The 24,900-nt window shown below is 63.6% G+C and carries 21 protein-coding genes; 14 read left to right on the top strand and 7 right to left on the bottom strand.

Features of this window, described 5'->3' with window-relative positions; all coding sequences use genetic code 11:
- Window position 1: 1 nt before the first annotated feature.
- The 5 genes from BJD99_RS06865 (at window position 2) to BJD99_RS06885 (ending at window position 5,768) form a co-directional block, all read left to right on the top strand.
- Entirely contained in the window at window positions 2-2,287 is a 2,286-nt protein-coding gene (locus BJD99_RS06865) for a carbon starvation CstA family protein (RefSeq protein ID WP_084346360.1), read from the top strand.
- Window position 2,288: 1 nt separating this feature from the next.
- Entirely contained in the window at window positions 2,289-2,459 is a 171-nt protein-coding gene (locus tag BJD99_RS06870; protein ID WP_084346065.1) for a YbdD/YjiX family protein, read from the top strand.
- Between the two features lie 65 nt (window positions 2,460-2,524).
- Window positions 2,525-3,970, top strand: coding sequence for an AlkA N-terminal domain-containing protein (locus tag BJD99_RS06875; protein WP_084346066.1), 1,446 nt, complete (start codon window positions 2,525-2,527; stop codon window positions 3,968-3,970).
- On the top strand, window positions 3,967-4,464 hold the full coding sequence (locus tag BJD99_RS06880; RefSeq protein ID WP_084346067.1) for a methylated-DNA--[protein]-cysteine S-methyltransferase: 498 nt from the start codon (window positions 3,967-3,969) through the stop codon (window positions 4,462-4,464). The genes BJD99_RS06875 and BJD99_RS06880 overlap by 4 nt, the downstream gene beginning before the upstream one ends.
- A gap of 95 nt (window positions 4,465-4,559) precedes the next feature.
- The gene (locus BJD99_RS06885; protein ID WP_084346068.1) at window positions 4,560-5,768 is read left to right on the top strand and encodes an AI-2E family transporter; all 1,209 of its coding nucleotides are present in this window, start codon (window positions 4,560-4,562) and stop codon (window positions 5,766-5,768) included.
- On the opposite strand, the gene BJD99_RS06890 is transcribed toward BJD99_RS06885, so the two are convergent.
- Together BJD99_RS06890 and BJD99_RS06895 are read right to left on the bottom strand one after the other, a co-directional pair.
- Window positions 5,747-8,737, bottom strand: coding sequence for an AAA family ATPase (locus BJD99_RS06890; protein WP_084346069.1), 2,991 nt, complete (start codon window positions 8,735-8,737; stop codon window positions 5,747-5,749). The two genes, BJD99_RS06885 and BJD99_RS06890, sit on opposite strands and share 22 nt — an antisense overlap.
- Before the next feature lie 10 nt (window positions 8,738-8,747).
- Window positions 8,748-9,947 (bottom strand): exonuclease SbcCD subunit D, encoded by a 1,200-nt coding sequence (locus BJD99_RS06895; RefSeq protein WP_084346070.1) that lies wholly within the window; start codon window positions 9,945-9,947, stop codon window positions 8,748-8,750.
- Window positions 9,948-10,082: 135 nt separating this feature from the next.
- Between BJD99_RS06895 and BJD99_RS06900 the strand changes: the two genes are divergently transcribed.
- A complete protein-coding gene (locus BJD99_RS06900) occupies window positions 10,083-11,249 on the top strand; it encodes a DNA recombination protein RmuC (protein ID WP_084346071.1) in 1,167 nt (388 codons plus the stop codon).
- 20 nt (window positions 11,250-11,269) lie between these two features.
- Complete coding sequence (locus BJD99_RS06905) at window positions 11,270-12,298, top strand: DUF6542 domain-containing protein (protein ID WP_179142222.1); 1,029 nt, start codon at window positions 11,270-11,272, stop codon at window positions 12,296-12,298.
- A 27-nt stretch (window positions 12,299-12,325) separates the two neighbouring features.
- Here BJD99_RS06905 and BJD99_RS06910 read toward each other — a convergent pair whose 3' ends face one another.
- Window positions 12,326-13,336: a 4-hydroxy-3-methylbut-2-enyl diphosphate reductase gene (locus BJD99_RS06910; RefSeq protein ID WP_084346073.1), complete on the bottom strand. Its 1,011-nt coding sequence runs from the start codon at window positions 13,334-13,336 to the stop codon at window positions 12,326-12,328.
- A 96-nt stretch (window positions 13,337-13,432) separates the two neighbouring features.
- On the opposite strand from BJD99_RS06910, the gene BJD99_RS06915 reads away from it, so the two are divergent.
- Genes BJD99_RS06915 through BJD99_RS06925 form a run of 3 tightly spaced genes read left to right on the top strand, consistent with a single transcriptional unit; the run spans window position 13,433 to window position 15,496 of the window.
- Window positions 13,433-14,020, top strand: a complete 588-nt coding sequence (locus BJD99_RS06915) for a lipid droplet-associated protein (RefSeq protein WP_084346361.1) — start codon at window positions 13,433-13,435, stop codon at window positions 14,018-14,020.
- A complete protein-coding gene (xseA, locus tag BJD99_RS06920) occupies window positions 14,017-15,270 on the top strand; it encodes an exodeoxyribonuclease VII large subunit (protein WP_084346074.1) in 1,254 nt (417 codons plus the stop codon). The genes BJD99_RS06915 and xseA overlap by 4 nt, the downstream gene beginning before the upstream one ends.
- A gap of 10 nt (window positions 15,271-15,280) precedes the next feature.
- Window positions 15,281-15,496, top strand: coding sequence for an exodeoxyribonuclease VII small subunit (locus BJD99_RS06925; RefSeq protein WP_084346075.1), 216 nt, complete (start codon window positions 15,281-15,283; stop codon window positions 15,494-15,496).
- Window positions 15,497-15,515: 19 nt separating this feature from the next.
- Here the strand turns inward: BJD99_RS06925 and BJD99_RS06930 are convergent, their stop codons facing one another.
- Entirely contained in the window at window positions 15,516-16,085 is a 570-nt protein-coding gene (locus BJD99_RS06930) for a DUF4245 domain-containing protein (protein WP_084346076.1), read from the bottom strand.
- Between the two features lie 122 nt (window positions 16,086-16,207).
- Here BJD99_RS06930 and glpX point away from each other — a divergent pair, with 122 nt between their 5' ends.
- Both glpX and BJD99_RS06940 read left to right on the top strand, forming a co-directional pair.
- Window positions 16,208-17,248, top strand: a complete 1,041-nt coding sequence (gene glpX, locus BJD99_RS06935) for a class II fructose-bisphosphatase (RefSeq protein WP_084346077.1) — start codon at window positions 16,208-16,210, stop codon at window positions 17,246-17,248.
- Between the two features lie 64 nt (window positions 17,249-17,312).
- The gene (locus BJD99_RS06940; protein WP_084346078.1) at window positions 17,313-18,716 is read left to right on the top strand and encodes a class II fumarate hydratase; all 1,404 of its coding nucleotides are present in this window, start codon (window positions 17,313-17,315) and stop codon (window positions 18,714-18,716) included.
- Between the two features lie 119 nt (window positions 18,717-18,835).
- Here the strand turns inward: BJD99_RS06940 and BJD99_RS06945 are convergent, their stop codons facing one another.
- Window positions 18,836-19,693: an acyl-ACP desaturase gene (locus tag BJD99_RS06945; RefSeq protein ID WP_084346079.1), complete on the bottom strand. Its 858-nt coding sequence runs from the start codon at window positions 19,691-19,693 to the stop codon at window positions 18,836-18,838.
- A 129-nt stretch (window positions 19,694-19,822) separates the two neighbouring features.
- On the opposite strand from BJD99_RS06945, the gene BJD99_RS06950 reads away from it, so the two are divergent.
- Entirely contained in the window at window positions 19,823-21,439 is a 1,617-nt protein-coding gene (locus tag BJD99_RS06950; RefSeq protein WP_084346080.1) for a serine hydrolase, read from the top strand.
- Window positions 21,427-21,843, top strand: coding sequence for a limonene-1,2-epoxide hydrolase family protein (locus BJD99_RS06955; RefSeq protein WP_373270523.1), 417 nt, complete (start codon window positions 21,427-21,429; stop codon window positions 21,841-21,843). Before BJD99_RS06950 ends, BJD99_RS06955 begins: the two co-directional genes overlap by 13 nt.
- Before the next feature lie 41 nt (window positions 21,844-21,884).
- Here the strand turns inward: BJD99_RS06955 and BJD99_RS06960 are convergent, their stop codons facing one another.
- Together BJD99_RS06960 and glyA are read right to left on the bottom strand one after the other, a co-directional pair.
- Window positions 21,885-23,210, bottom strand: a complete 1,326-nt coding sequence (locus tag BJD99_RS06960; protein ID WP_179142223.1) for a PhoH family protein — start codon at window positions 23,208-23,210, stop codon at window positions 21,885-21,887.
- A 393-nt stretch (window positions 23,211-23,603) separates the two neighbouring features.
- Window positions 23,604-24,887 carry a serine hydroxymethyltransferase gene (gene glyA / locus BJD99_RS06965; protein ID WP_084346083.1) on the bottom strand — a complete coding sequence of 428 codons (1,284 nt, stop codon included), beginning with the start codon at window positions 24,885-24,887 and terminating at the stop codon, window positions 23,604-23,606.
- Between the last annotated feature and the right edge of the window lie 13 nt (window positions 24,888-24,900).

Consider the following 24,900-nt stretch of genomic DNA (forward strand, 5'->3'; position numbering starts at 1 on the left):
GATGACACTGAAGCCGCACGGTAATCCCCACGTCGAGTTGTTGAAAACGGATCCAGATCTCCCCCCGGTGGGCGTTGTGGACACCAGTCCGATGACGACGGCGAAGCGACTGATGTTCGTCGTGATCGGCTTGCTCGGCGGCGTCGCGTGGGTCGTCGTCGCCATCATCCGCGGCGAGAACATCAACGCCGTGTGGTTCGTGATTGCCGCCGTGTGCACCTACATCATCGCTTTTCGCTTCTACGCACGCTTGATCGAGAACAAGATCGTCCATCCACGAGACGATCGGGCAACCCCTGCGGAAATTCTCGAAAACGGCAAGGACTACATGCCGACGGACCGTCGGGTTTTGTTCGGTCACCACTTCGCCGCGATTGCAGGCGCGGGTCCCCTCGTCGGCCCAGTTCTCGCTGCCCAGATGGGTTATCTCCCCGGCACGATGTGGATCATCATCGGAGTTGTGTTCGCGGGAGGCGTCCAGGACTTCCTCGTCCTGTGGATCTCGACGCGCCGTCGCGGGCGCAGCCTCGGCCAGATGGCTCGCGACGAACTCGGTGTGGTCGGTGGAATCGCCGCTCTGATCGGCGTTTTCGTCATCATGATCATCATCATCGCGGTCCTTGCGCTCGTTGTCGTCAACGCGTTGGCAGAGAGCCCATGGGGAGTGTTCTCCATCGCACTGACCATCCCTATCGCACTCTTCATGGGCGTCTACCTGCGATACCTTCGACCAGGAAAGGTGTCCGAGGTCTCGCTCATCGGTGTAACACTCCTACTGTTCGCGATCATCTCAGGCGGCTGGGTCGCCGAAACCGGCTGGGGCACCGACTGGTTCACCCTCTCCAAAGTCACTGTCGCCTGGCTTCTCATCGGCTACGGTCTCGCCGCATCGATCCTGCCGGTGTGGCTGCTCCTCGCCCCGCGTGACTACCTGTCGACCTTCATGAAGGTGGGCACCATCGCCTTGTTGGCTATCGGTATCCTCATCGCCCGCCCGGAGATTCAGATGCCGGCCATGACGTCGTTCGCGACCGAAGGCAACGGCCCGGCGTTCTCGGGCTCACTCTTCCCGTTCCTGTTCATCACCATTGCCTGCGGCGCTCTCTCCGGCTTCCACGCGCTGATCTGTTCCGGCACGACTCCGAAGCTGCTCGAGAAAGAAAAGCAGATGCGGATGATCGGCTACGGCGGCATGCTCACCGAATCGTTCGTCGCGATCATGGCCCTCGTCACCGCATGCATCCTCGACCAGCATTTGTACTTCGCCCTCAATGCGCCAGAAGCACTCACCGGCGGAACAGCCGAAAGTGCGGCCACCTATGTGAACGGTCTCGGGCTCGGCGGTACCGACATCACGCCTGATCAATTCACCCAGGCCGCAGCAGCCGTCGGTGAAGAATCGATCATCTCGCGCACCGGCGGCGCTCCCACCCTCGCGTTCGGAATGTCCGAGGTCCTGCACCAAGTCTTCGGGGGCGCAAGCCTCAAGTCGTTCTGGTACCACTTCGCCATCATGTTCGAAGCACTATTCATCCTCACCACAGTCGACGCCGGAACCCGCGTGGCACGATTCATGCTCTCCGACAGCATCGGCAACCTTCCCGGCGCGTCGGCGAAGAAGTTCAAAGACCCGTCGTGGCGTCCCGGCGCGTGGCTGTGCTCGTTCGTAGTTGTTGCGGCGTGGGGTGCAATCCTGCTCATGGGCGTCACCGATCCACTCGGTGGCATCAATACCTTGTTCCCATTGTTCGGTATCGCCAACCAACTCCTTGCCGCGATCGCTCTCACCGTCGTGATGACCATCGTGGTCAAGCGCGGATACTACAAATGGGCGTGGATCCCCGGCGTTCCGTTGATCTGGGATCTCATCGTCACGATGACCGCGTCGTACCAGAAGATCTTCTCCGACATCCCTGCCATCGGTTACTGGAAGCAGCACAGCATCTTCGTCGACGCGAAGGCTCAGGGGCTTACCGAGTTCCAGAGCGCGAAGACGTCCGAGGCGATCGATGCCGTCATCCGCAACACCTTCATCCAGGGCACACTGTCGATCATCTTCGCGGTGTTGGTTCTCATCGTTGCCGTAGCCGGCCTCGTGGTGTGCATCAAAGCCATTCGGGCAGGCGGGCTTCCGAACAACGAGGATCCCGAAGTTCCCTCGAAGATCTTCGCCCCCGCGGGCTTCATCCCGACGGCCGCGGAGAAAGAGATCCAGCAGGATTGGGACACACTGATCGCCGACGGCACCGTCCGAGCACCCGGCGCCGCACACGCCGGGCAGCACTGACATGCACGGCCTGTGGTGGTGGATCACCTCGGTGATGGGTGACAAAGACTACGAGCACTACCTCGCCCATATGCGACGGGTGCATCCGGACGAGCCGGTTCCGTCGGAGCGCCAGTTCTGGCGGGACCGCTACGCCGAGGCCGATGCACACCCCGGGGCACGCTGCTGTTGATGCTCCACACACCGATGGCTGATTCCCGCTAGCGCGGCGCGTCCACCGGTGACACAGTGGATCGCATGGAGTTGGACTTCGAGCGGTGCTACCGGGCCGTATCTGCACGAGACACCCGCTTCGACGGGCAGTTCTTCACGGCAGTCCGCACGACGGGCATCTACTGCCGCCCGTCGTGCCCGGCAGTCACACCCAAGGCGAAGAACGTCCAGTTCGTTCCGACGGCAGCGGCAGCGCAACAGGCCGGGTTTCGAGCCTGCCGACGCTGCCAACCCGACGCCACCCCCGGCTCTCCGCAATGGAATACCAACTCGGACTTGACCTCCCGCGCTATGCGGCTCATTTCCGACGGCGCGGTAGAGCGTGGCGGCGTGGACTCACTGGCCGATTCGCTCGGGTACTCCACCCGCCAACTGACGCGGGTTCTCAACGCCGAGATCGGAGCCGGACCGTTGGCATTGGCGCGTGCGCATCGGGCGCACACGGCTCGGACGTTGATCCAGACCACGACGATGACGATGACCGACATCGCCTTCGCTTCCGGGTTCTCCAGCGTCCGCCAGTTCAACGACACGGTCCGTGAAGTGTTCGCGGTAAACCCCACCACGCTGCGCGCCGAAGCCACCCGAACGAAGACCCTGTCCAGCAACGGGACCGTCACACTTCGACTCCCCTACCGCAGGCCGTTGGACCGAACCTGGCTCGAATGGTTCCTTCGCGGTCACGCGGTGCCCGGCGTCGAGTCCTTCGACGATCGAACGTACCGCCGATCCCTTCGACTCCCGCACGGACATGGGATCGTCGGACTTCGGATCGAGGACGGTTACGTCGACACGACGTTGAGCCTGCACGATATGCGCGATTTGGCTCCCGCCGTGGCCCGCGTCCGACGCCTGCTCGATCTGGATGCGGACCCGGAGGCCGTGGATACCGCCCTGTCCGCGGATCCGGCTCTGGCACCGAATATTGCGGCACACCCGGGCATACGCGTCCTCGGAAATGTCGACGGCACAGAGTTGCTGTTACGGACCATGATCGGCCAACAGATCTCGCTGGGTGCAGCTGCCACACATACCGCACGCCTGGTCGAGGCGCTGGGCGAGCGGATCGAGGATCCGGGCGGCGGCACCATCACCCGACTGTTTCCCGACGCGTCCGCCGTCGCCGAACACGGACACGAAGTACTCACCGGCCCCAAGGCACGGGTCGGCGCGATCATCGGAGTGGCCGACGCGATCGCGTCGGGCAAGATCGAGTTGCACGTCGCGCGATCGGCAGGAGACCTCGAACGAGACCTACTCGCACTCAAAGGCATCGGCCCGTGGACTGCCAGATACGTGGTGATGCGATTGCTGGCCGACCCGGACGTGCTGCTCGACACCGACCTCGTCGTCCGTCAGGGCGCCGAAGCGCTCGGCATCCCCCTCACCGATACGAGCCGATGGGCGCCGTGGCGCTCGTACGTCTCGATGCACCTGTGGAACATCGCGCTCGAAAGAAGAGGACTATGACTGCAACTGCCGCCACAACCGACACACCGATCGGACCGTTCACCGCCATAGTCGACGCCGAAGGCTGCGTGCTGGCGTCCGGATGGACTGCAACTACCGAAGACCTGCAACCGCTGATTCACAAGTCGTTGCGGCCCAACGACATCCGGATGGTATCGAACCTCGGCAGTATCACCGCGGCAATCGAGGACTACCACCACGGTGAGCTCACGGTCATCGACGACATACCCGTCGCACAACAATCCGGCGAGTTTCTGATGCATGCGTGGAAAGTGCTTCGGACCGTTCCCGCCGGATCTCCGGTGACGTACTCGGAGTTCGCGGATATGGCCGGCCGTCCGGCCGCCATCCGCGGCGCGGCATCGGCCTGCGCGCGCAACGCAGCGGCACTGTTCGTTCCGTGTCACCGGGTCTTTCGCATCGGTGGGGCACTCGGCGGTTTCAGATGGGGATTGCCTGCGAAGACCTGGCTACTGGCGCACGAGGCGGCCTGAGGATTGAGCGCGTCGACAGTTGGGTAGTACAGGCAATCGAGACGTTAGAGTCACTCGGGTACCCGAGTCCGAAGCCACCGAAAAGGACAACCGACGTGACGGAACAGACAGTGCCCAACGGTAAGCCTGGGCGCGATCGCGGCGACCTCATCGGTGTCGGTGGGGTGTGGCTGGCAAAGTGGTCGCTGATCCTCGTATCGGTAGCCGCTGGGGCCTGGGTACTCGGCTGGATCATCTCGGCGCTGTGGGTAGTCATACTCCCGTCGCTGCTCGCGATCATCGTGGCAACGGTTCTATGGCCGCCGACCAAGTGGCTCATGCGCGTAGGTATCCCGGCCGCGCTCGCGGCCACGACTTCGCTCGTCGTCTTCTTCCTCGTCATCGGCGGCGTGATCACACTGATCGTCCCGTCCGTCGTGGACTCGGCGCCCGAGCTCGTAGACAAAGCGACACAGGGCGTGTCCCAGGTACAGGACTGGCTCAAGGGCCCGCCGATCAACCTGCAGGACGAGCAGATCGACAATGCTGTCTCGGCCATCACCTCCCGGTTGCAGGAAAGCGGAACCGCCATTGCCTCCGGTGTTTTCAGTGGTGTTACGGCCGCGAGCTCGATTCTCATCACCCTGGCACTTGTCCTCGTACTGACGTTCTTTTTCGTCAAGGACGGGCCCAAATTCACTCCGTGGCTGCACGGCTTCGCCGGTGGTCGTGCAGGAAGACATCTCGCCGAGATCCTGGCACGAATGTGGGCGACGCTCGGTGGGTTCATCCGAACCCAGGCAGTGGTGAGCCTCATCGACGCATTCTTCATCGGCCTCGGATTGATCGTTCTCAATGTGCCGCTGGCGCTCGTCCTCGCCACCATCACCTTTCTCGGCGGATTCATCCCCATCGTCGGTGCATTCGTTGCAGGCGCCTTGGCCGTCTTGGTCGCACTTGTCGCCAACGGACCGACCACCGCGCTGATCGTGTTGGCCATCATTTTCGCCGTTCAGCAGCTCGAAGGAAACGTTCTGCAACCGGTTCTGCAGAGTCGCAGTATGAATCTGCATCCCGCGATCGTGCTGTTGGCCGTCACCGGTGGCGGTTCGGTGTTCGGCATAGTCGGTGCCTTCCTCGCTGTACCTGCCGCCGCCGTAGCCGCGGTCCTGATTCGCTACGTCTCCGAGCAAGCCGACGAACGCTCGAACGAGGCCAGCCAGGCAGAACTAGAGGAGTCGGCGCCGGATCCGGACGAACTACTGACCGACGAGAAAGACGAGGACGAGGACGAAAAGTCAGCTCAGGACGCCGAAAAGAGCTGAAGCCTCGACCCGTCCCGTTCACGGATGACGTGGAGCCTGCTCGGTATTCGTTGACGCATCTCATCGACGTGGGAGACGATTCCCACCACACGCCCGCCGGCCCTGAGTTCGTCCAGAACCCCCATGACCGATTCCAAGGTGTCGGCGTCCAGCGTGCCGAAGCCTTCGTCGATGAACATCGTGTCGAGGACGACTCCGCCTGATTCTGCGGCCACGACGTCCGCCAGCCCGAGAGCAAGCGCCAACGACGCCAGGAACGACTCTCCTCCCGACAGTGTCTTCGCCGAACGGACGACTCCGGTGTAGTCGTCGCGGATGTCGAGGCCCAATCCGCCACGCCTCCCGCGAGATTCGGCCTCGTCGGAATGGACGAACTCGTATCGCCCCGCTGACATACGCTGGAGTCTCGCCGACGCCGACTCGGCGACGTCCTCGAGGCGAGAGGCCAACACATACGACCGGAGTGACATCTTTCGAGCATTCTGTCCCCGGCCTGCGACGACGTCGGTCAGTGCAGCCAACTGGTCGTGCTTGGCCTGCATCGGTGCCGCGTGGTCGACTGCAGCCCACAACTGGGCGGTCAGTTCTTCCACTTGCTCGAATCGCCGCTTGCATTCGGCCTGGCGTGCAACGGCACCATCGAGCTCGACGGCAGCAGCGTCGGCAGCCTCCTGCCAGGGTGGCGTCTCCACCGGTTCGGTGTCGGCGTCTTCGATGGCGGCGATCGCGGGTTCGGCGAGAACCTGCTCGGCATGAGCGCGAATGTCATGTGCTGCAGCGAGTTGCTTCTCGATGCTCCGGACTCGCTCGGCGGGGATCACCAGGGCCGCTGCGTCCTCGGCGGACTCGAAGCCGGATTCCGACACCTGCACTGTCAGTCGCTCGGCGATCGCCCCGCTGATGTCGGCCGCGCGAGCGGCAGCGACCCTCTTGTGTTGAAGATCGGTGGAGAGTGCGATCAGCTTCTCGAGGCGCGCCACACGCTGATCGAGCGTCTCGTCGCCATCGACAGCGGCGGTGACACGTGCGCGCATCGCCTCGACGGAACTCCGAACCTGCGCGGCCCGTGCTGCGAGACCCGCTGCCGTGGATCGATGCTCGGCAATGACTGACGCGAGCCGGTGATCCTCCGACCTGAGATGAGCCAACGCCGCTCGAAGGTCGTCGAGTGAAGCCGCGGCTGTCTTTGCCGCCGTCAACCGAGTAGTCACCTCATCGAGGGCCACCACCAGTTCATCGCTACCGCGGCCACCTGAACGAGCAATGAGTGCATCGAGCACTCGGACCAGATGGGCCGCCTCCTCAGTCCGAAGATCCTTGGCAGCGGCCGCTCTACGCTCGGCACTGCTCGCCGCTGCTTCGTCCGCCTTCGTGACCGTCGAATCGGCGGCCGACGCAGGCTCCGGGTGAGACCGGGATCCGCAGACTCCGCACGGGCTGCCGTCGACAAGCTCGGTGGCCAACTCCGTGGCCATCCCGGTGAGACGTCGGTCTCGCAGATCGAGTAAATGTTCCCAAGCGTCGTTGTGCGCCGTGCGAGCCGCTTCGCGAGCAGACTCGGCCGCGGCGAGCGCGGTTCGTGTCTTCGTAAGTTCGATTGCCGCCGTGACCGCATCGGAGACAGCGGCAGATTCGGACTCGAGCGCAGGCACGTTCGCGGCAGTGTTCACTGCGGTGGTCGCTGCGAGTTCTGCTTCGACGATCGCCGCAGGCAACTGTGCCCTGAGGACGAGTGCCGCCTCGACAGCCTTCTCGACGGCACGACACTCGGACGTCAGCTTGCGAGCAACGGCTTCCTCCGCATCGGCGCGAATAGCCAACTGCCGCATCTCTTGGAGGCCGACCACCGAAGTCGTCCACTCGCGAACCGCATTGGCGACGACCGTCCGAGCTTCGTCTGCATCCGAGGACGACGCGGCAAGGACCATCCCAGATCCATCGACCATCGCCAACGAGCCACGCGCCGACTCTGCCTCACGCGCAGCGAGGTCGTAGGTCCGCGTTGTCTTCGCATACTCGGCGGCGAGTGTCGCGATGGGGCCGGCAGCGGCGGACCGTTCGACTTCTCGGCGAATCACGTCACGTTCGGGGGCCGCCCGATGGAACTCTGCCAGCTGTTTCCGCGCGAGGTCTCGGCGTTGCCGCAGCACGAGGAGAGTTTTGTGGCGATCGAGTGCCGCGGCGGCGGTGTCGGCCTTGCCGCGTGCAGTTGCGAGCGCCGTCGACGCGTCGGCGTGCGCACCGCGAGCACGCCCCAGAACATCGGTGGCCCACTCCATCGGTTCCCGGTCGAGTTCTTCGTCCTCACCCGAGGCCGTGGCGATCCGACCGAGCAACTTGTCGATGGCAATGCGCGAAGACTCCATCAACGCTGCACTGGAACGCCTTTCGTTGGCAAACCACTGCTCCACATCGCCGAACCTGCTGGTGTCGAACAACCTCTCGAGGAGATTGCCGCGCTCTTCGCTGTCTGCACGCAGGAACCGAGCGAACTCACCCTGAGGCAGGAGGACGACCTGAAAAAACTGGTCTGCGCTCATCCCGAGCGCGGCACCCACTGCCTCACCGATCTCGTCGAGGCGGGTCAGGTTCTGCCCGTCGCCGTCGAGCCACGTCAGACTGGCCTTCGCATTTTCCTTGGTGGTGCCCGTCCTCCCGCCCTTCTTGGGCCGCATGTACTCGGGAGAGCGAACGATCCGGACGCGTCTGCCACCGAGAGTCGCCTCGAGCACCACTTTGGGTACTGAACCGGGCGCCGCATGGTCGGACAGAAGACGCTTACCTTCCCTGCGCGCACCCGGAACCGTCCCGTACAGGGCAAAGGCGACGGCGTCGAGAACAGTGGTCTTGCCCGCACCGGTCTGACCGTGGAGCAGAAACAGCCCGTCGGCACCGAGGGCGTCGAAGTCGACGGATTCGGTTCGCGCGAAGGGACCGAATGCAGTGATCTCGAGTCGATGCAGTCTCATGCCGGTCGGCTCATGCGCTGCGTCCGGACAACTCGTACTGCTCGACCCGCTCGTCGTCACGGGACACGTCCTCGCGCTGCACCGCGGCCAACGCTCGTTCGAGCAACGAAACCTCCCGCGCTTCGGGAATACTTCGCATGTCGGTGAGGAACGAGGTGGCAATATCGATATCGGTGCGACCGCGCACACGATCGCGGTACCGCAGCTCGGAAGTGCCTGCAGGACGCGACCATTCGAGGTGAACAGCGTGCGGGAAGCGGGTACGCAGCGCGCGCATGGCATCGACCGGACGAACCGGATCGGTCAGGACGGCCGACACGTAGTGCTCTTCGGCATCAGCGAATTCGCTTGCAGTGGTGAGCTCTTCGACGGTGCCTTCGATCCTGCTCAAACCTCGGACGACCGGCAGATCTACTTTCTCGACCGTGCCCAGACCGTCCGCATCGAGCTGGAGTATCCACACAGCTTTCCGGTGAGACCGTTCACCGAACGAATACGGCAACGGTGAGCCCGAATAGCGAACACGATCGGTCAGCGTCTGCGGAGAGTGCAAGTGGCCCAGCGCAACATAGTCGACACCGTCGAATGCAGATGCTGAAACGGTCTCGACCCCACCTACCGAGATGGAACGCTCGGAACCCGTCGCTTCACCGCCGACGACGAACGCATGAGCCAGCACCACCGATCGCACGTGATCCGGACTGCTCCGTCGGCCGTCGAGATCTGCGGTGATGCGCTCCATTGCCGCATCCAAGACATCCGCGTGCGACCGCGCACCGGGAACGTCGAGTTCGAGCCGCGTGGTTTCCGGCTCCAGATAAGGAATTCCGTAGAAGGCGACCGGGCCGAACTCGTCGTCGATCACCACCGGAGTGCCTACCTCACACACACGGGTCATCAGATGCAAGCCGCCTGCCGAGGCGAAGGCTGCGCCCGCACCGAGTCGCGCCGGCGAATCATGATTGCCCGACGTCGCCACGATGACAGCGCCCGCCGCGCGGATTGCCTCCAGTCCTCTGTTGCACACGAGGACCGCATCTGCGCTCGGCACGGCGCGATCGTATATGTCACCCGGCACGACCACCACGTCGATTCTTTGTGCTGCAACCAGATCCGCAATGGCCACCAGCGCAGCAGCCTGGTCGGCGAGCAGGTCGACGCCGTGGAACGTGCGGCCGATGTGCCAGTCCGAGGTGTGCAGGATCTTCATGAATACGACGCTAACGGAGGCCACCGACAAACTCGCTCAACCGCTACGGCCAGTCGGCCCCTGCGCCCTGCGAGACGGACAGGCACTCGGGCTGATCCGAGAAGTCTGTCGGTACCGTCGGGCATCATCTGCGTCATGAACGCACTTACCGCTGTCGGAATGGCATTCGCCTTCGCTCTCGGGGCAGCCATCGGATGGTTGTTGCACTCGAGCAGGTTCGGAGATCGTGCAGTGCGCGCCGAGGCACAGTTGGCGGCACTCCGTGACAACGAGGCCCTGCTGCGACGGTCGCTCGATGCCGTCAACGAGGATTCGGCCCGCAGGCATTCAGGAGCAATCGGCCAGCAAGTGTCACATCTGGTGGAACCGCTGCACGACGCCGTGGACGCTCTCACCGAGCAGGTAAGACAGGTAGAGCACAGTCGAATCCGCGCATACGCCGGTCTGACCGAGCAGGTGACCGGGATGCAACGTGCATCGGTTCATCTGTCCACGCAGACGTCCCAACTGGTCACCGCATTGCGCGCCCCGCAGATTCGTGGACGTTGGGGTGAGATCCAACTCGAACGGGTCGTCGAGCTCGCCGGCATGGTCAAGCACTGCGATTTCGACACCCAGGTCACCCGGGACGGGGTTCGCCCGGACATGATCGTCCGGTTGGCGGGTGGTCGGCAGATCGTGGTGGATGCCAAAGTTCCGTTCGCGGCCTATCTCGACGCCGCGCAGGAGGAAGACGCCGATGCTCGAAGCAAGCAGTTGACTCGGCATGCCCGGCACCTGCGAACACATGTCGATCAATTGTCGGCCAAGGAGTATTGGCGCTCGTTCGAGCCGACGCCCGAGTTCGTGATTCTCTTCGTTCCCGGCGATCCGTTTCTCGACGCAGCGCTCACGTCCGATTCGTCGCTGCTGGAATATGCGTTCACGAGAAATGTGATACTTGCCACTCCCACTACTCTGGTCGCTCTCCTACGCACGGTTGCGTACACCTGGAAGCAGGAGTCGCTCGCCGAGGACGCCGCTCGAATTCAGATGCTCGGACGAGAGCTGTATTCCAGACTCGGAGTCGTTGCCGCGCACCTGGACAAGCTCGGCGGGCATCTCGGCAAGGCAGTCGACTCGTTCAACTCCACCGTGTCTTCGGTTGATTCCAGGGTCACGGTGACAGCACGCAAGCTCTCCGAGCTCGAACTGTTCGATACCGAAGTCGTCGAGGTCCGCCGGGTCGACAGCCGACCGAAAGTGTCCGATTCGTCGCATCCGTTGCACCAGTTCGGTCACGTCAGCGACGCAGTCGGGTGATCAGCCGCTAATCTCGGTGGGTGTCTACATCCCAACGAGCCCGTTCCGGGGTTCCGCTGGATCAACGTTCAGCCCTCGCATCAGTGCCCGGCGTCCCAGCGTGGGGGGCGGTGGCTATCGCCGGCGGTGCCAGTTTTCTCGGATTCGTCATCGACGCAGCCCGCGGAACCGAGCTGACCGCTGCCTTCGCCTGTTTTTACATCATCGGCGTAGTTGCCGCAGTTGTCCTGGTCCGCTATCGCGGCCTCTTCACGGCGCTGGTCCAGGCTCCCTTGATCCTGTTCGTCGCGGTCCCCATGGCGTATCAGTACTTCACCGAGAATCCAGGAACCGGCGTGAAGGACATTATGCTGAATGCCGCCATTCCACTGGTCAATCGGTTTCCGTTGATGTTGCTGGGCACTGTTCTGGCGATCGGGATCGGCGGTGCACGCATCTTCCTCAAGAAGCAGTCCACCCACGCCCCCACTCGCTCGGTTCGTGACCGGGCCAAGCAAACACGTGACCGTGCGAGAGCGTCCAGGGCGAAGACGACGAGCGCACCGGATTCGGTGCGCGGTCCAGAGAATCGGGTTTCCGGACGGGGAACCGCATCCGACGGCCACTCGACCGACGGCGGGCGCCGAAGTGCCGACGCGCGCCGGCAGAGCGCCGAGGGCCGCGGGAGCCGTTCGAGTACCGAAGGCCGCCCGAGCACTGAAGGCCGCCCGAGCACTGGAGACCGCCCGAGCACTGGAGACCGCCAGAGCCGTCCGAGCACCGAGGGCCGTCGAGCGCGGCGCGAACGAGTCGAGCCGTCCTACGACCGCCCGGCCGCTGATTCGTATGGCGCCGACTCGTATCGCGCAGACCCGTACCGCCCCGAACAGGACGACCCGGATCGGGCGCCGCTCCCGACGAGGCGCTCTGCACCCCGACCGCCGCAACCACGGGCGCCCCGCCAAACTGACGTCGATCCGTATTCAGCGCCGCGTTCGGCACCGACAAGCGCACATGTCCCGCCTCATCCGGTCCCGCAGGTTCGCTACCGGGACCGTACCGAACCCTGACTAGGCTCGCCCGAAAGCGGAAGCCGATCAGGCCTTGGTCGGCCGAAGCTCGCGCGGGAGTGAGAAGACGAGGGTTTCGTTGGCCGTGGTCACGGGCTGCACATCGGCATAGCCGTGCTCGGACAGCAGATCGATGACTCCCTGTACAAGAATTTCCGGCACCGACGCACCCGACGTGATGCCGACGGTCTGCACTCCGTCCAGCCAGGCCAGGTCGATCTCCTTCGCGTAATCGACGAGGTAGCTGGCGCGCGCACCAGCGGAGAGTGCTACTTCTACGAGCCGGACCGAGTTCGAGGAGTTCGTCGATCCGACGACGATCACCAGATCGCACTCGGGTGCCATCACCTTGACCGCGACCTGACGGTTCTGTGTCGCGTAGCAAATGTCGTCGCTCGGCGGATCCTGCAAGGTCGGGAAGCGCTCACGTAGACGTGCCACCGTGAGCATCGTCTCGTCGACGCTGAGTGTGGTCTGCGACAGCCAGATGACCTTGTTCGGATCACGCACGGTGACGGCGTCGACAGAGTCGGGACCATCCACGAGCTGCACATGTTCAGGTGCCTCACCCGCAGTGCCTTCCACCTCCTCGTGCCCTTCGTGGCCGATCAGCAGAATGTCGTAGTCGTCGCGGGCGAACCGTTTGGCTTCCTGGTGAACCTTGGTGACGAGGGGGCAGGTGGCGTCGATGGTGCGGAGCTGACGCTCCGCGGCCGAAGCGTGTACCGCGGGCGATACGCCGTGCGCGGAGAACACCAACAGTGCGCCTTCAGGCACCTCGTCGGTCTCCTCGACGAAGACGGCGCCGCGATCGGCAAGCGTTTCGACGACATGCCGATTGTGCACGATCTCCTTACGGACGTACACCGGAGCACCATGCTGCTCCAGCGCCTTCTCCACGGTCTCGACGGCGCGATCGACGCCGGCGCAGTAGCCGCGAGGCTCTGCAAGGAGTACTCGTTTTCCTCCGGTGTAAGGGGCGGAATCAGCGCCCGATGGACGTGCGATACCCAGGTTCAGTGGAACAGCCGAAGACATGACTACAGGATACGTGAGCAGGGCGCCCCGATTCCGACTAGTGGGCGACCCGCCTGTCGGCTACCCAAATGCCTGGACATCAGGCAGGCTGTGAATATGACTCGTGTCCCTTTTGCTGCACGTGTGGCCGCGGGCGTGGTGGTGACCGTCGTCGAAGAGGCGCGCAAGCTCCCCGGTACCGCGGTCACCTTTCCGATGACGGTCGTCAGCGAAATACTGGCCAGCTCGATGCGCCTCCAACAGCAGGTCACCGCTCTCGCGATCAAGGGTGACGAGGTCATCTCGTCGTTGCCTCTCGTCGGAACCCCTGCTCAGGAGCAGCCGTCTTGGGCTGTGTTCGACGACGACCATGCCCCACCATCGCTGAACGAGAACGAAGAGCTCGACGTCCCGGACCACGAGCCTGTCGCTGCGACCGGCCGTTTTGCGCTGTACTCCACTCCCCCGGCCGAGGTCGAGGTCGAGGTCGAGGAAGACGTGCAGGCCGTGACGGCCACCGAGCGACCGGAGATTGTCGACCTCCTCGATTACGACGCCCTAGCGCTCGCACAATTACGTGCTCGTCTGCGTACCCTGTCGCTCGACGACTTGGAGACGCTCCTCGACTACGAGGCCGATTCGCGCGCACGCGCTCCGTTCCTGACGATGCTCGAGAACCGAATCACCACAGCGAAAGCCAAGTGAGCGCAACCAATCAGACGTCAGGCCCAGGTCCGAGCAGCGCCGAAGAGCCGTGGCCGGTCCGCACGGTAGCGATGAAAGTCGCCGGGTGGATCGACCGACTCGGGAGCGTCTGGGTCGAGGGCCAACTGACCCAGATCAATGCCAGGCCAGGCACCCGGACCGCGTTTCTAGTCCTGCGTGACCCGTCGGCCGACATGTCACTGTCAGTCACCTGCTCGCCGCAACTGCTGGAGCGGTCACCGGTCCCACTGACCGAAGGCGCGCAGGTCATCCTGTACGGCAAGCTGTCTTTCTACACCGGCCGAGGCACAGTCTCGTTGCGTGCCACCGACATTCGCGCCGTCGGCGTCGGCGAACTGCTTGCTCGAGTCGAACGTCTACGCAGCCTCCTGACTGCTGAAGGCCTGTTCGATCCGCGCCTCAAACGGCCACTTCCGTTTCTACCCGGCACGATCGGACTGATCACCGCACGCGCGAGTGCCGCCGAGAAGGACGTGCTGACCGTCGCGCAAAGGCGTTGGCCGGCAGTGCGATTCGAAGTCAGACACACTCCGGTACAGGGCCCGCAGGCAGTACCCGCGATCCTCGGCGCGTTGAAGGACCTCAACGACAACAGTGACGTCGACGTCATCATCCTCGCCCGCGGGGGCGGTAGCGTCGAAGATCTGCTGCCGTTCTCCGACGAGGCACTGTGCCGCGCGATCTCGGCCGCGACCACACCGATCGTCAGCGCCATCGGACACGAACCGGACAGCCCGCTCAGCGATCACGTCGCCGACCTACGTGCCGCGACTCCGACCGACGCCGCCAAGCTGGTGGTGCCCGACGCCGTAGTCGAGCAGAATCTCGTCGCCGATCTGAGGTCCAGAACTGCTGCTGCGCTCCGGAACTGGGTCGCCAGAGAAGCGCGTGGGCTCGAGATGATCCGACATCGACCGGTCCTTGCCGACCCGATCGCAGGTATCGAGCGTCGCCGCGAGGAGATCACGCGACTGCGCGAGGCAACCCGACGCGACGTTCTGCGCGAACTCGCGAAACAGGAAACCCTCGTCGAACACTTACGAAATCGATCGCAAGCCCTCGGGCCCGCAGCGACGCTGGCGCGTGGCTACGCCGTCGTGCAACGCATGGTCGCCGGCGGCGATCCCGAGGTGTTGCGTTCGGTCGACGACGCACCGCCAGGAACACAGATCCGAGTACGAGTGGCCGACGGCGCTGTGACTGCCGCGGTCATGGGCAAAGTTCGATAGGAGAAAACTCTTGACTGAAACACCGATCGAAGAAATGGGCTACGAGGCTGCCCGAGACGAACTGGTCGACGTGGTGAAGGTTCTCGAACAGGGCGGCCTCGATCTCGACGCTTCGCTCGCGCTGTGGGAACGAGGCGAATTGCTCGCGACCCGCTGCGAGGAGCACCTCGCCGGTGCACGTAAGCGCGTCGAGAATGCCCTCGCACACGTGAAGGATCAGGACTGACGCTCGACAAGGCGTCGACTCAGGGCGTCAGAGGTGTCGCTTCGGTAGTCGCGGCGGCGAGCGTGGTGAACTCCTCGGACGATCCGCTACCGGTGATGAGCAGCCGCACGTCACCCAGATCGGTCACCCACACCGGCTCTTCACTCTGCTGCGTGTAGACGACCCACTCCTTGCCGTCGATCGACTGAGTTCCCGAGGCGAATCGCGGCTCACCGACCGCGAACGGCACGAGCACGTCTTCACTTGCGTTCGATTGCGTCAGCCGGTTGTAGCGACCGGCATCGGAGATGTATCCGACGGTGCTGGTGTCCCCACCCTGATCGCCGGCGATGGATCCGCGGCTGCCCGAGTTCGGCGTCCAGTCGTCGGGGACCTTGGGGTTACGGATCGGGAAGCCGAGCTCGGACGCGTCGTACTGCATTGCCGCGTTCACGTCGAAGTTCGGGATCGGTCCCTGCGTCGGTCCGCCCGGGCTCAACGTGCACTGACTGGCGATTCCGGCAATCAGCAGACAGGCGATCACGAGCGGAATGAGTGACCAGACCATGTCACGGTTGTTGTTCAGGATCCGGGGTTTACTGTTCGCCACTACTCCAGTATCCCCGCTGGACGTCGCTGCCGGGTCGGCGCATGCCCTCCTCGGCGGACAACGGCACTGAATGAGATAATCGCGCTGGGTAAGACCCCCACCTACCAGGAGGCTACAAACCGATGACGACCAGCACCGAGTCCACCCGCGCCATGGCGCCAGATCGCAATCTCGCCCTAGAACTCGTACGAGTCACCGAGGCCGGCGCACTCGCCTCGGGCCGCTGGGTGGGACGTGGCGACAAGGAAGGCGGCGACGGAGCAGCGGTGGACGCTATGCGTCAGCTGGTCAGCTCGGTCTCCATGCGCGGCGTCGTCGTGATCGGCGAAGGCGAGAAGGACGAAGCGCCGATGCTCTACAACGGCGAGCAGGTCGGCAACGGCAACGGACCCGAGGTCGACTTCGCCGTCGACCCCGTCGACGGAACCACGCTGATGGCCAAGGGCATGCCGAACGCGATCGCCGTCCTGGCCGTCGCTGAGCGCGGCGCCATGTTCGACCCCTCTGCCGTGTTCTACATGGAGAAGATTGCCGTCGGACCCGACTACGCCGATGTCATCGACATCACAGCACCGGTAGCCGAGAACATCGCTCGGATCGCCAAGATCAAGAAGGGATCCGCATCCGATGTCACCGTGTGCATCCTGGACCGCCCCCGTCACGCAGAACTTATTCAGGCCGTTCGCGACGCGGGATCACGCATCCGGCTCATCTCCGACGGTGACGTTGCAGGCGCGATCGCAGCCGCACGTCCCGATTCCGGCACTGATCTGCTGATCGGTATCGGCGGCACCCCCGAGGGCATCATCGCTGCCGCTGCGATGCGTTGCATGGACGGCGCCCTGCAGGGCCGCCTCGCCCCCATGGACGACGAAGAGAAGCAGAAAGCGATCGACGCCGGTCACGACCTCGACCGCGTTCTCAACACCGTCGACTTGGTGTCGGGTGAAAACGTATTCTTCACCGCTACCGGCGTCACCGACGGCGACCTGCTGCGCGGCGTGCGCTACGCGGGCGGCGGTGCGCACACTCAGTCCATAGTGATGCGCTCCAAGTCCGGCACCGTTCGAATGATCGACGCGTACCACCGCCTCGAGAAGCTGCGCGAGTACTCCTCGGTCGATTTCGACGGCGACACGAGCGGTCAGGCTCCTTCTTTCTGACGGTTCGGCCGGTGCGCTGACCCGGCACGACAATTACCCGTACCTAACTGGCAAAGTAAGGCTCATGACGCAGACAGACGAACAGCAATTCCGGATCGAGCATGACACCATGGGAGAGGTTCGCGTACCGATCGATGCACTCTGGCGCGCCCAGACGCAGCGAGCGGTCGAGAACTTCCCCATCTCCGGCCGTCCGCTCGAGCGCACTCAGATCCGCGCGATGGGCCTGCTCAAGGCAGCCTGCGCGCAGGTCAACAGGGACCTCGGACTGCTCGACGGCACGCTTGCCGACGCGATCATCGCGGCTGCGAACGAAATCGCCGAAGGTCTGCACGACGACCAGTTCCCCATCGACGTCTTCCAGACCGGTTCGGGAACCAGCTCCAACATGAACGCCAACGAGGTCATCGCGTCGATCGCCAAGGCGAAGGGCGTGGAGGTACACCCCAACGACCACGTCAACATGTCGCAGTCCTCGAACGACACTTTCCCGACGGCTACCCACGTCGCCGCGACCGAGGCAGCGGTCACTTCGCTCGTGCCTGCACTGAAGCACCTGCATTCCGCGCTGGCCGCGAAGGCCGTCGAGTGGAAGACAGTGGTCAAGTCCGGACGCACACACCTCATGGATGCTGTTCCGGTCACTCTCGGCCAGGAGTTCGGCGGGTACGCCCGCCAGATCGAAGCCGGTATCGAGCGCGTCGAGGCGACCCTGCCCCGTTTGGGTGAACTCCCGATCGGCGGCACCGCGGTGGGCACGGGCCTCAACGCTCCCGACGGTTTCGGACCGAAAGTTGTTGCAGCACTGGTTGAATCGACCGGAATCGAAGCCCTGACCGCAGCCAAGAACGCCTTCGAGGCGCAGGCAGCTCGGGACGGACTCGTCGAGGCATCCGGCGCACTGCGCACCATCGCAGTGTCGCTGACCAAGATTGCCAACGACATTCGCTGGATGGGGTCGGGACCACTCACCGGACTCGGCGAGCTGTCACTTCCCGACCTGCAGCCGGGTAGCTCGATCATGCCCGGCAAGGTCAATCCTGTTCTGCCCGAAGCGGTTACACAGGTCGCCGTGCAGGTTGTCGGCAACGATGCAGCCGTCGCGTTCGGTGGCGCCTCGGGCGCCTTCGAGCTCAACGTCTACATCCCGGTGATGGCACGCAACGTGCTCGAGTCCTTCACCCTGCTCGCCAATGTCTCGGTACTGTTCGCCGACAAGTGCATCAGCGGGCTGACCGCCAACGTCGAGCACCTCAAGACCCTTGCCGAGTCCTCGCCGTCCATCGTGACGCCGCTGAACTCCGCCATCGGATACGAGGAGGCTGCGGCCGTCGCCAAGCAGGCACTCAAGGAGAAGAAGACGATCCGTCAGACGGTTATCGACCGAGGGCTGATCGGCGACAAGCTCAGCGAGGAAGAGCTCGACAAGCGGCTCGACGTGCTGGCCATGGCGAAGGTCGAGGACTGACTTCACCGCTGGTAGACAAGCGGCGCCAGTAGGCCGCCCTGCTTCAGCTCGAGTGGTTCATTCATACGATTGCTTCGTATGAATGAACCACTCACGCGTTCAGGAGTCGTGAGCCCAGCTCAGGCGAACGCGCTCAGCTCGTCGCGCGCCTTGTTGCCCTCGTCGCCGAGGTCGTCGCGGCCGAAGATGTTCCATTCCACCATCAATGGCTTGAACACCTTCTCGCTCTGCTGCTCCACCGTGTAGATACCGGCGTCGGCGAGCAATTCGGTGCTGTTTCCCTTACCCGGCAGATCCACCACGGGGATCGAGTACCCGTTGATGCGGTCGGCGATAGCGCGCACGGTCTGATCAGGGGCGACACCGAGTGCTTCGGTGACCATGTTCGCGTAGAACTTCGACTGCAGGGCATCGTCCTGGGCGATCTTCGACAAAATCTTGGCCAGGACAGGGTCGCCACCGAGTGCGATCGTATTGTTGTTTCGCAGCACGGCCGCTGACTCGTCCACGGCGAAATGCGCGAGGATATCGAGAACGTGCAGGCTGGGCGCGTCGTAGCCCTTCGTCATCTCTTCCATCCGAGCACGTTCGAGAGCGACGGGATCGACAGCACGCGTCAAGACCAGAAAATCGCGTAGCGCGATCGCCTGACGATTCTCTTCCGACGTCCATCGGCCGGTCCACTTCCACCATGCGCCCTGACCGGTCAGTGCACGGGCCAGTTCACGGTGGTAGGCGGGCAGATTGTCGGCAACGAGGACGCTGACCGTGGCGGAGAGGATCTCGACCTCGCTGAGGTGGGATTGTTCGGCCGACCAGTCCTCGCCACCGAGAAACGCGAAGTTCTTGCCGTCGTCCCACGGCGCGAAATCGTGGGGGTGCCAATCCTCTGCTTCTTCGATGTGTCGGCGCAGATTCTCTTCCACGGCGGGCTCCAATCGGAGCAACAGGTCACCGTCAGTGAAGTTCGTAGGCATCCGAATACCGTAGCGCCTCCCACCGAACGTCGAGTCTCGTGCCCCTGACCTCTGTGAATTCTCCCAAATCCCACGCGAGCAGGGTTTACGCTCTTCCTAATCCATTCGCTCCTGGAGAGGACTCCTGTGATGCGCTCGAAGAAGATGTATCTGGCCCTCGCTCTCGCCACGTCGATGACGGCCCTCGTCGGGTGCTCCTCCGATTCCTCCGGTGACACCGAAACGGCGACCACGACGGCCACCGCCACGGCAGAAGCGTCGTCGGAGGAGGACTCCGGACTCTCACCCGGCCAGGTGCCCGGCGTCGACGTTCCCGACGGCCAGATCGACGACGCGGTAGGAAAACTCGACGGCATCGCCGCCGAACTGATGGAGTCCTCGAAAATCCCGGGGATGGCTGTCGCCGTCGTACACAAGGGAGAAGTCGTGTACTCCAAGGGATTCGGGGTGCGCGAGGTCGGTAAGGACGATGCGGTCGACGGCGATACGGTATTCCAACTGGCATCGTTGTCCAAACCCGTCGGCTCGACGGTAGTCGCTTCGCAGGTCGGTAGCGGAGTGGTCGATTGGACAACTCCTGTGGTCTCGGAGCTCCCGTGGTTCGCGCTCGCGGATCCGTATGTGACCCAGAACGTCACGGTCGGCGATTTCTACGCCCATCGCAGCGGGCTGCCCGATCACGCGGGCGACAACCTCGAGGAAATCGGCTACGACCGCCGCCAAGTACTCGCGCGACTGAAGGACATTCCCCTGGATCCGTTCCGCTCGACGTACAACTACACCAACTTCGGCGTCACCGCTGGGGCCGAGGCGGTAGCGCAGGCGTCGGGCAAGGATTGGGAGACCCTCAGCCAGGACGCGATCTACGGCCCCCTCGGCATGGCGTCGACCAGTTCGCGATTCGCGGACTACATGGCCCGCACCGACCGCGCGGTCCCACACGTGCTCGTCGACGGCGCGTACGAGGCAGCATTTCAGCGAGAACCGGACGCACAATCGCCTGCGGGTGGGGTGAGTTCCTCGGCGAACGACATGGCGAAGTGGATGACGATGCTCGCCGCCGAAGGCACTTTCGACGGCAAGCAGGTCATCGAACCCGATGCCCTGCTGCCCGCGGTGACGGCCGAGATCGTCTCGTCCCCATCCGGTACCCCGGATACTCGGGCCGGCTACTACGGATACGGATTCAACGTCTCGAACTCGGGGGCCGGACGCACACAGGTGAGTCATTCGGGAGCGTTCGAGCTCGGCGCGGGCACAAATTTCGTGACGATCCCCTCGCTCGATGTCTCCATCGTCGTGCTGACCAACGCTGCACCTATCGGCATCGCCGAGACGGTATCGGCCGAGTTCGCCGATCTCGTGCAATTCGGCGAGGTTCGACAGGATTGGCGAACGATCTACAAGAATGCGTTCGAGGGAATGGACGAACCGATGGGCGAACTCGTCGGCAAGACACCACCCGCCGATCCTGCTCCCGCGCAGCCACTCACGGCCTACGCCGGGGTGTATCAGAACTCGTTCTGGGGTCCTGCGACGGTCACCGACGACAACGGCACCCTGACTTTGGCCATCGGCCCCAAGGACACTTCGTACGAGCTGACACACTGGGACGGTGATACGTTCACCTTCGATGTGCGAAGCGAGAACGCACCCGACGGCACCGTGTCCCAGGCAAAGTTCAACGGCAACACCGTCACCCTCGAGTACTTCGACGGGACCGGATTGGGGAGATTCACCAAGTGACAGATCTACTTCGGTCGACCAAGACCGTCGAGGACATGCTGCGGGCGCTGGCGGAGCGCGACGTCGATCGTGCGGCGGCACTCCTCGACGACGGAATCATCTGGCACAACGTGGGATTTCCGAAAGTGCGTGGCATAGCCCGAGTCCGCAAAGCGCTGGCGGTCATGGCGAAGCCGAACTACGGATTCGACGTCACCATCCACAACATCGCCGCAGCTCCCGACGGCGACGTGGTGCTCACCGAACGAACCGACGTACTGATCTGGCGCCGATTGCGTGTCGAGTTCTGGGTGTGCGGCACTTTCGAGCTGCGCGACGGCAAGATCCTCGTGTGGCGTGACTATTTCGACAATCTCGACTTTGCGAAGGCGTTGGTGCGTGGGCTGTGGCGACTGCGCTCATGAGTGGAAATGCGTCCCTCGGAACGCATTTCCACTCCATGCGTCTACGCCCCTGAAGGCCCGAACTCCTCGAGCATCTCTGTCACCAGGGCGGCGATCGGCGAACGCTCGCTTCGGGTGAGGGTGATGTGCGCGAAAAGCGGGTGGCCCTTGAGCTTTTCGATCACCGCTGCGACGCCGTCGTGCCGTCCTACGCGGAGATTGTCACGCTGCGCCACGTCGTGGGTGAGAACGACCCGGGAGCCGCTACCGAGCCTGGACAGAACCGTGAGCAGAACATTACGTTCGAGTGATTGAGCCTCGTCGACGATGACGAAGGAATCGTGCAGCGACCGTCCACGAATATGCGTGAGCGGCAACACTTCCAGCATTCCGCGTGCAATGACTTCTTCCATCACCTCCGGGCTTGCGAGCCCTTCCAAGGTGTCGAACACCGCCTGACCCCACGGGCCCATTTTCTCGCTTTCACTGCCGGGTAGATAGCCGAGCTCCTGACCACCGACCGCGTACAGAGGGCGGAAGACGACGACCTTCCGATGCGTACGACGCTCGAGCACGGCCTCCAGACCTGCGGTCAGTGCCAGCGCAGATTTACCCGTTCCGGCCTTACCACCGAGCGAGACGATGCCGATGCTCTCGTCGAGCAGCAAGTCGAGCGCAACCCGCTGTTCAGCGGAGCGCCCATGCAAGCCGAATGCTTCACGTTCGCCGCGCACGAGCTGCACCTGCTTGTCCGCTGTGACGCGCCCCAATGCACTCGAACGGCCCCCGAGCAAGCGAATTCCTGTGTGACACGGCATGTCTCGTGCACCGTCCAGGTCGATGACACCGTCCGCGAACAACCGATCGATATCGGCCGGCTGCACTTCCAGTTCGGCCATGCCGGTCCAACCCGAAGGCACGACGTCGTGGGCGTGATACTCGTCGGCGGGCAATCCCACCGCCCCGGCTTTCACTCGCAGCGGGATGTCCTTGCTGACGAGCACTACTTCTTTGCCCTCGGCCGCCAGGTTGAGTGCGCACGCCAAGATCCGCGAATCGTTGGAGTCGGTACGGAAACCGACAGGCAGAACGGCTGCGTCGGTGTGATTGAGCTCGACCTGCAGTGTGCCGCCCTGCGTTCCGATCGGAACAGGTTGATCGAGCCGACCGTGTTCTACGCGAAGATCGTCGAGCATGCGCAATGACTCCCGCGCGAACCATCCCAGCTCGTGGTGATGGCGTTTACCCTCCAACTCGCTGATGACGACGAGAGGGAGCACCACATTGTGCTCGGCGAAGCGAATAACAGCCCAGGGATCCGACAGTAGAACCGAGGTGTCCAGCACGAATGTCCGAAGAGGGGCGGAAACGGAGCGTGAAGTGGTCACGTGGGGCTCCTATTGTTCGCGCGACGCCACACGAACGCTTGTCGCTCGGCCGGTCGGTCCTGACGTGTCAGCTGACACGAGGGCCGGGTGCCGGCCCTCTCGCACTCACTAGCTCAGTCACGTATCAGAACCTCCCGCACAGTCAGCTTCCCCGCTGGCTGTTACTGCCGACGGTACCGCCGATTCCGAGGATTCGTGCGGGTAGCAGGGTGCGTGTCGGTGAACAACGCGTTAACCCATCGCACCGTGGCGGGGAGGCCACCATCCGTCCGCTTCAATGGTCCATTCATACGATCGATTCGTATGAATGGACCATTCAAGCAGGTCGGGTGAGATCAACAGGCCGGGCGAGTTGAACAGGCCGACCTGCCGACGCAGCGAAGCGGCCGGCAATCAGCCGATCAGGCCCCAGTCTTCGAGGCCGTCGTAGAGCGGCTTGCTCTGTGCGACCTTGACGACGCGCTCTTTCAACGAGTCACTGGCTTCGCCGGTGGCGAGGGCGGTGCCGATGATATCGGCGACCTCGGTGAACTCTGCTTCACCGAAGCCACGCGTCGCGAGGGCCGAGGTGCCGATACGCAGGCCGGAGGTGACCATCGGCGGGCGCGGATCGAACGGCACGGCGTTACGGTTGACGGTGATGCCGACCTCGTGGAGAAGGTCCTCGGCCTGTTGGCCGTCGAGCTGGCTGTTACGCAGGTCCACCAGTGCGAGGTGCACGTCGGTGCCGCCGGTGAGAACCGAGATTCCCTTGTCCGCGATGTCTTTGCCGTTCAGGCGATCCGCGAGGAGTGAAGCTCCGAGGAGGGTGCGCTCCTGGCGCTCCTTGAACTCCGGCGTCGCAGCGATCTTGAAAGCGACGGCCTTGGCGGCGATCGCATGCATGAGTGGGCCACCTTGCTGGCCGGGGAACACCGCGGAGTTGAGCTTCTTCGCCCATTCCTTCTTCGCGAGGATCAAGCCGGACCGGGGTCCGCCGAGAGTTTTGTGCACGGTCGAGGACACGACGTCGGCGTAGGGAACGGGCGAGGGATGCAGACCTGCTGCGACGAGTCCGGCGAAGTGCGCCATATCGACCCAGAGCAATGCGCCGACCTCGTCTGCGATCGAACGGAAGGCTTCGAAGTCCTGGAAGCGCGGGTAAGCGGACCAGCCGGCGATCAGGACCTGTGGCTTGGCCTCGATGGCCTGCTTGCGCACCTGATCCATATCGATCCGGTGGTCTTCTTTGCTGACGCCGTAGGACTCGACCTCGTACAACTTGCCGGAGAAGTTTAGCTTCATACCGTGCGTGAGGTGGCCGCCGTGTGCCAGATCGAGGCCCATGATCTTGTCGCCCGGGTTGATCAGAGCCATCAACACTGCCGCGTTGGCCTGCGCACCGGCGTGCGGCTGGACGTTGGCGAACTCGGCGCCGAAGAGTTCCTTGGCACGATTGCGGGCCAGGTCCTCGATGACGTCGACGTGCTCGCAGCCACCGTAGTAGCGACGGCCGGGGTAGCCCTCGGCGTACTTGTTCGTCAGCACGCTGCCCTGTGCCTGCAGAACGGCGCGGGGAACGAAGTTTTCCGATGCGATCATCTCGAGCGTGTCACGCTGACGCCCCAGTTCGCCTGCCATGGCCTCGGCGACCTCAGGATCGAGTTCGGCAAGGGACAGGTTGTTGACGTCAGTCATAACAGGGGTCTCC

The organism is Rhodococcus sp. 1163 (assembly GCF_002091985.1).
In the GTDB taxonomy this organism is placed as follows: Bacteria; Actinomycetota; Actinomycetes; order Mycobacteriales; family Mycobacteriaceae; genus Rhodococcoides.

Excerpts from the sequence above, each read along its gene's own strand:
- BJD99_RS06865 (WP_084346360.1), top strand. The coding sequence starts at position 2 with ATGACACTGAAGCCGCACGGTAATCCCCACGTCGAGTTGTTGAAAACG.
- BJD99_RS06880 (WP_084346067.1), top strand. The coding sequence starts at position 3,967 with ATGACTGCAACTGCCGCCACAACCGACACACCGATCGGACCGTTCACC.
- BJD99_RS06950 (WP_084346080.1), top strand. The coding sequence starts at position 19,823 with ATGCGCTCGAAGAAGATGTATCTGGCCCTCGCTCTCGCCACGTCGATG.
- BJD99_RS06895 (WP_084346070.1), bottom strand. The coding sequence starts at position 9,947 with ATGAAGATCCTGCACACCTCGGACTGGCACATCGGCCGCACGTTCCAC.
- BJD99_RS06900 (WP_084346071.1), top strand. The coding sequence starts at position 10,083 with ATGAACGCACTTACCGCTGTCGGAATGGCATTCGCCTTCGCTCTCGGG.
- BJD99_RS06940 (WP_084346078.1), top strand. The coding sequence starts at position 17,313 with ATGACGCAGACAGACGAACAGCAATTCCGGATCGAGCATGACACCATG.
- BJD99_RS06890 (WP_084346069.1), bottom strand. The coding sequence starts at position 8,737 with ATGAGACTGCATCGACTCGAGATCACTGCATTCGGTCCCTTCGCGCGA.
- BJD99_RS06910 (WP_084346073.1), bottom strand. The coding sequence starts at position 13,336 with ATGTCTTCGGCTGTTCCACTGAACCTGGGTATCGCACGTCCATCGGGC.
- BJD99_RS06945 (WP_084346079.1), bottom strand. The coding sequence starts at position 19,693 with ATGCCTACGAACTTCACTGACGGTGACCTGTTGCTCCGATTGGAGCCC.
- BJD99_RS06875 (WP_084346066.1), top strand. The coding sequence starts at position 2,525 with ATGGAGTTGGACTTCGAGCGGTGCTACCGGGCCGTATCTGCACGAGAC.
- glyA (WP_084346083.1), bottom strand. The coding sequence starts at position 24,887 with ATGACTGACGTCAACAACCTGTCCCTTGCCGAACTCGATCCTGAGGTC.
- glpX (WP_084346077.1), top strand. The coding sequence starts at position 16,208 with ATGACGACCAGCACCGAGTCCACCCGCGCCATGGCGCCAGATCGCAAT.
- BJD99_RS06870 (WP_084346065.1), top strand. The coding sequence starts at position 2,289 with ATGCACGGCCTGTGGTGGTGGATCACCTCGGTGATGGGTGACAAAGAC.
- BJD99_RS06915 (WP_084346361.1), top strand. The coding sequence starts at position 13,433 with ATGACTCGTGTCCCTTTTGCTGCACGTGTGGCCGCGGGCGTGGTGGTG.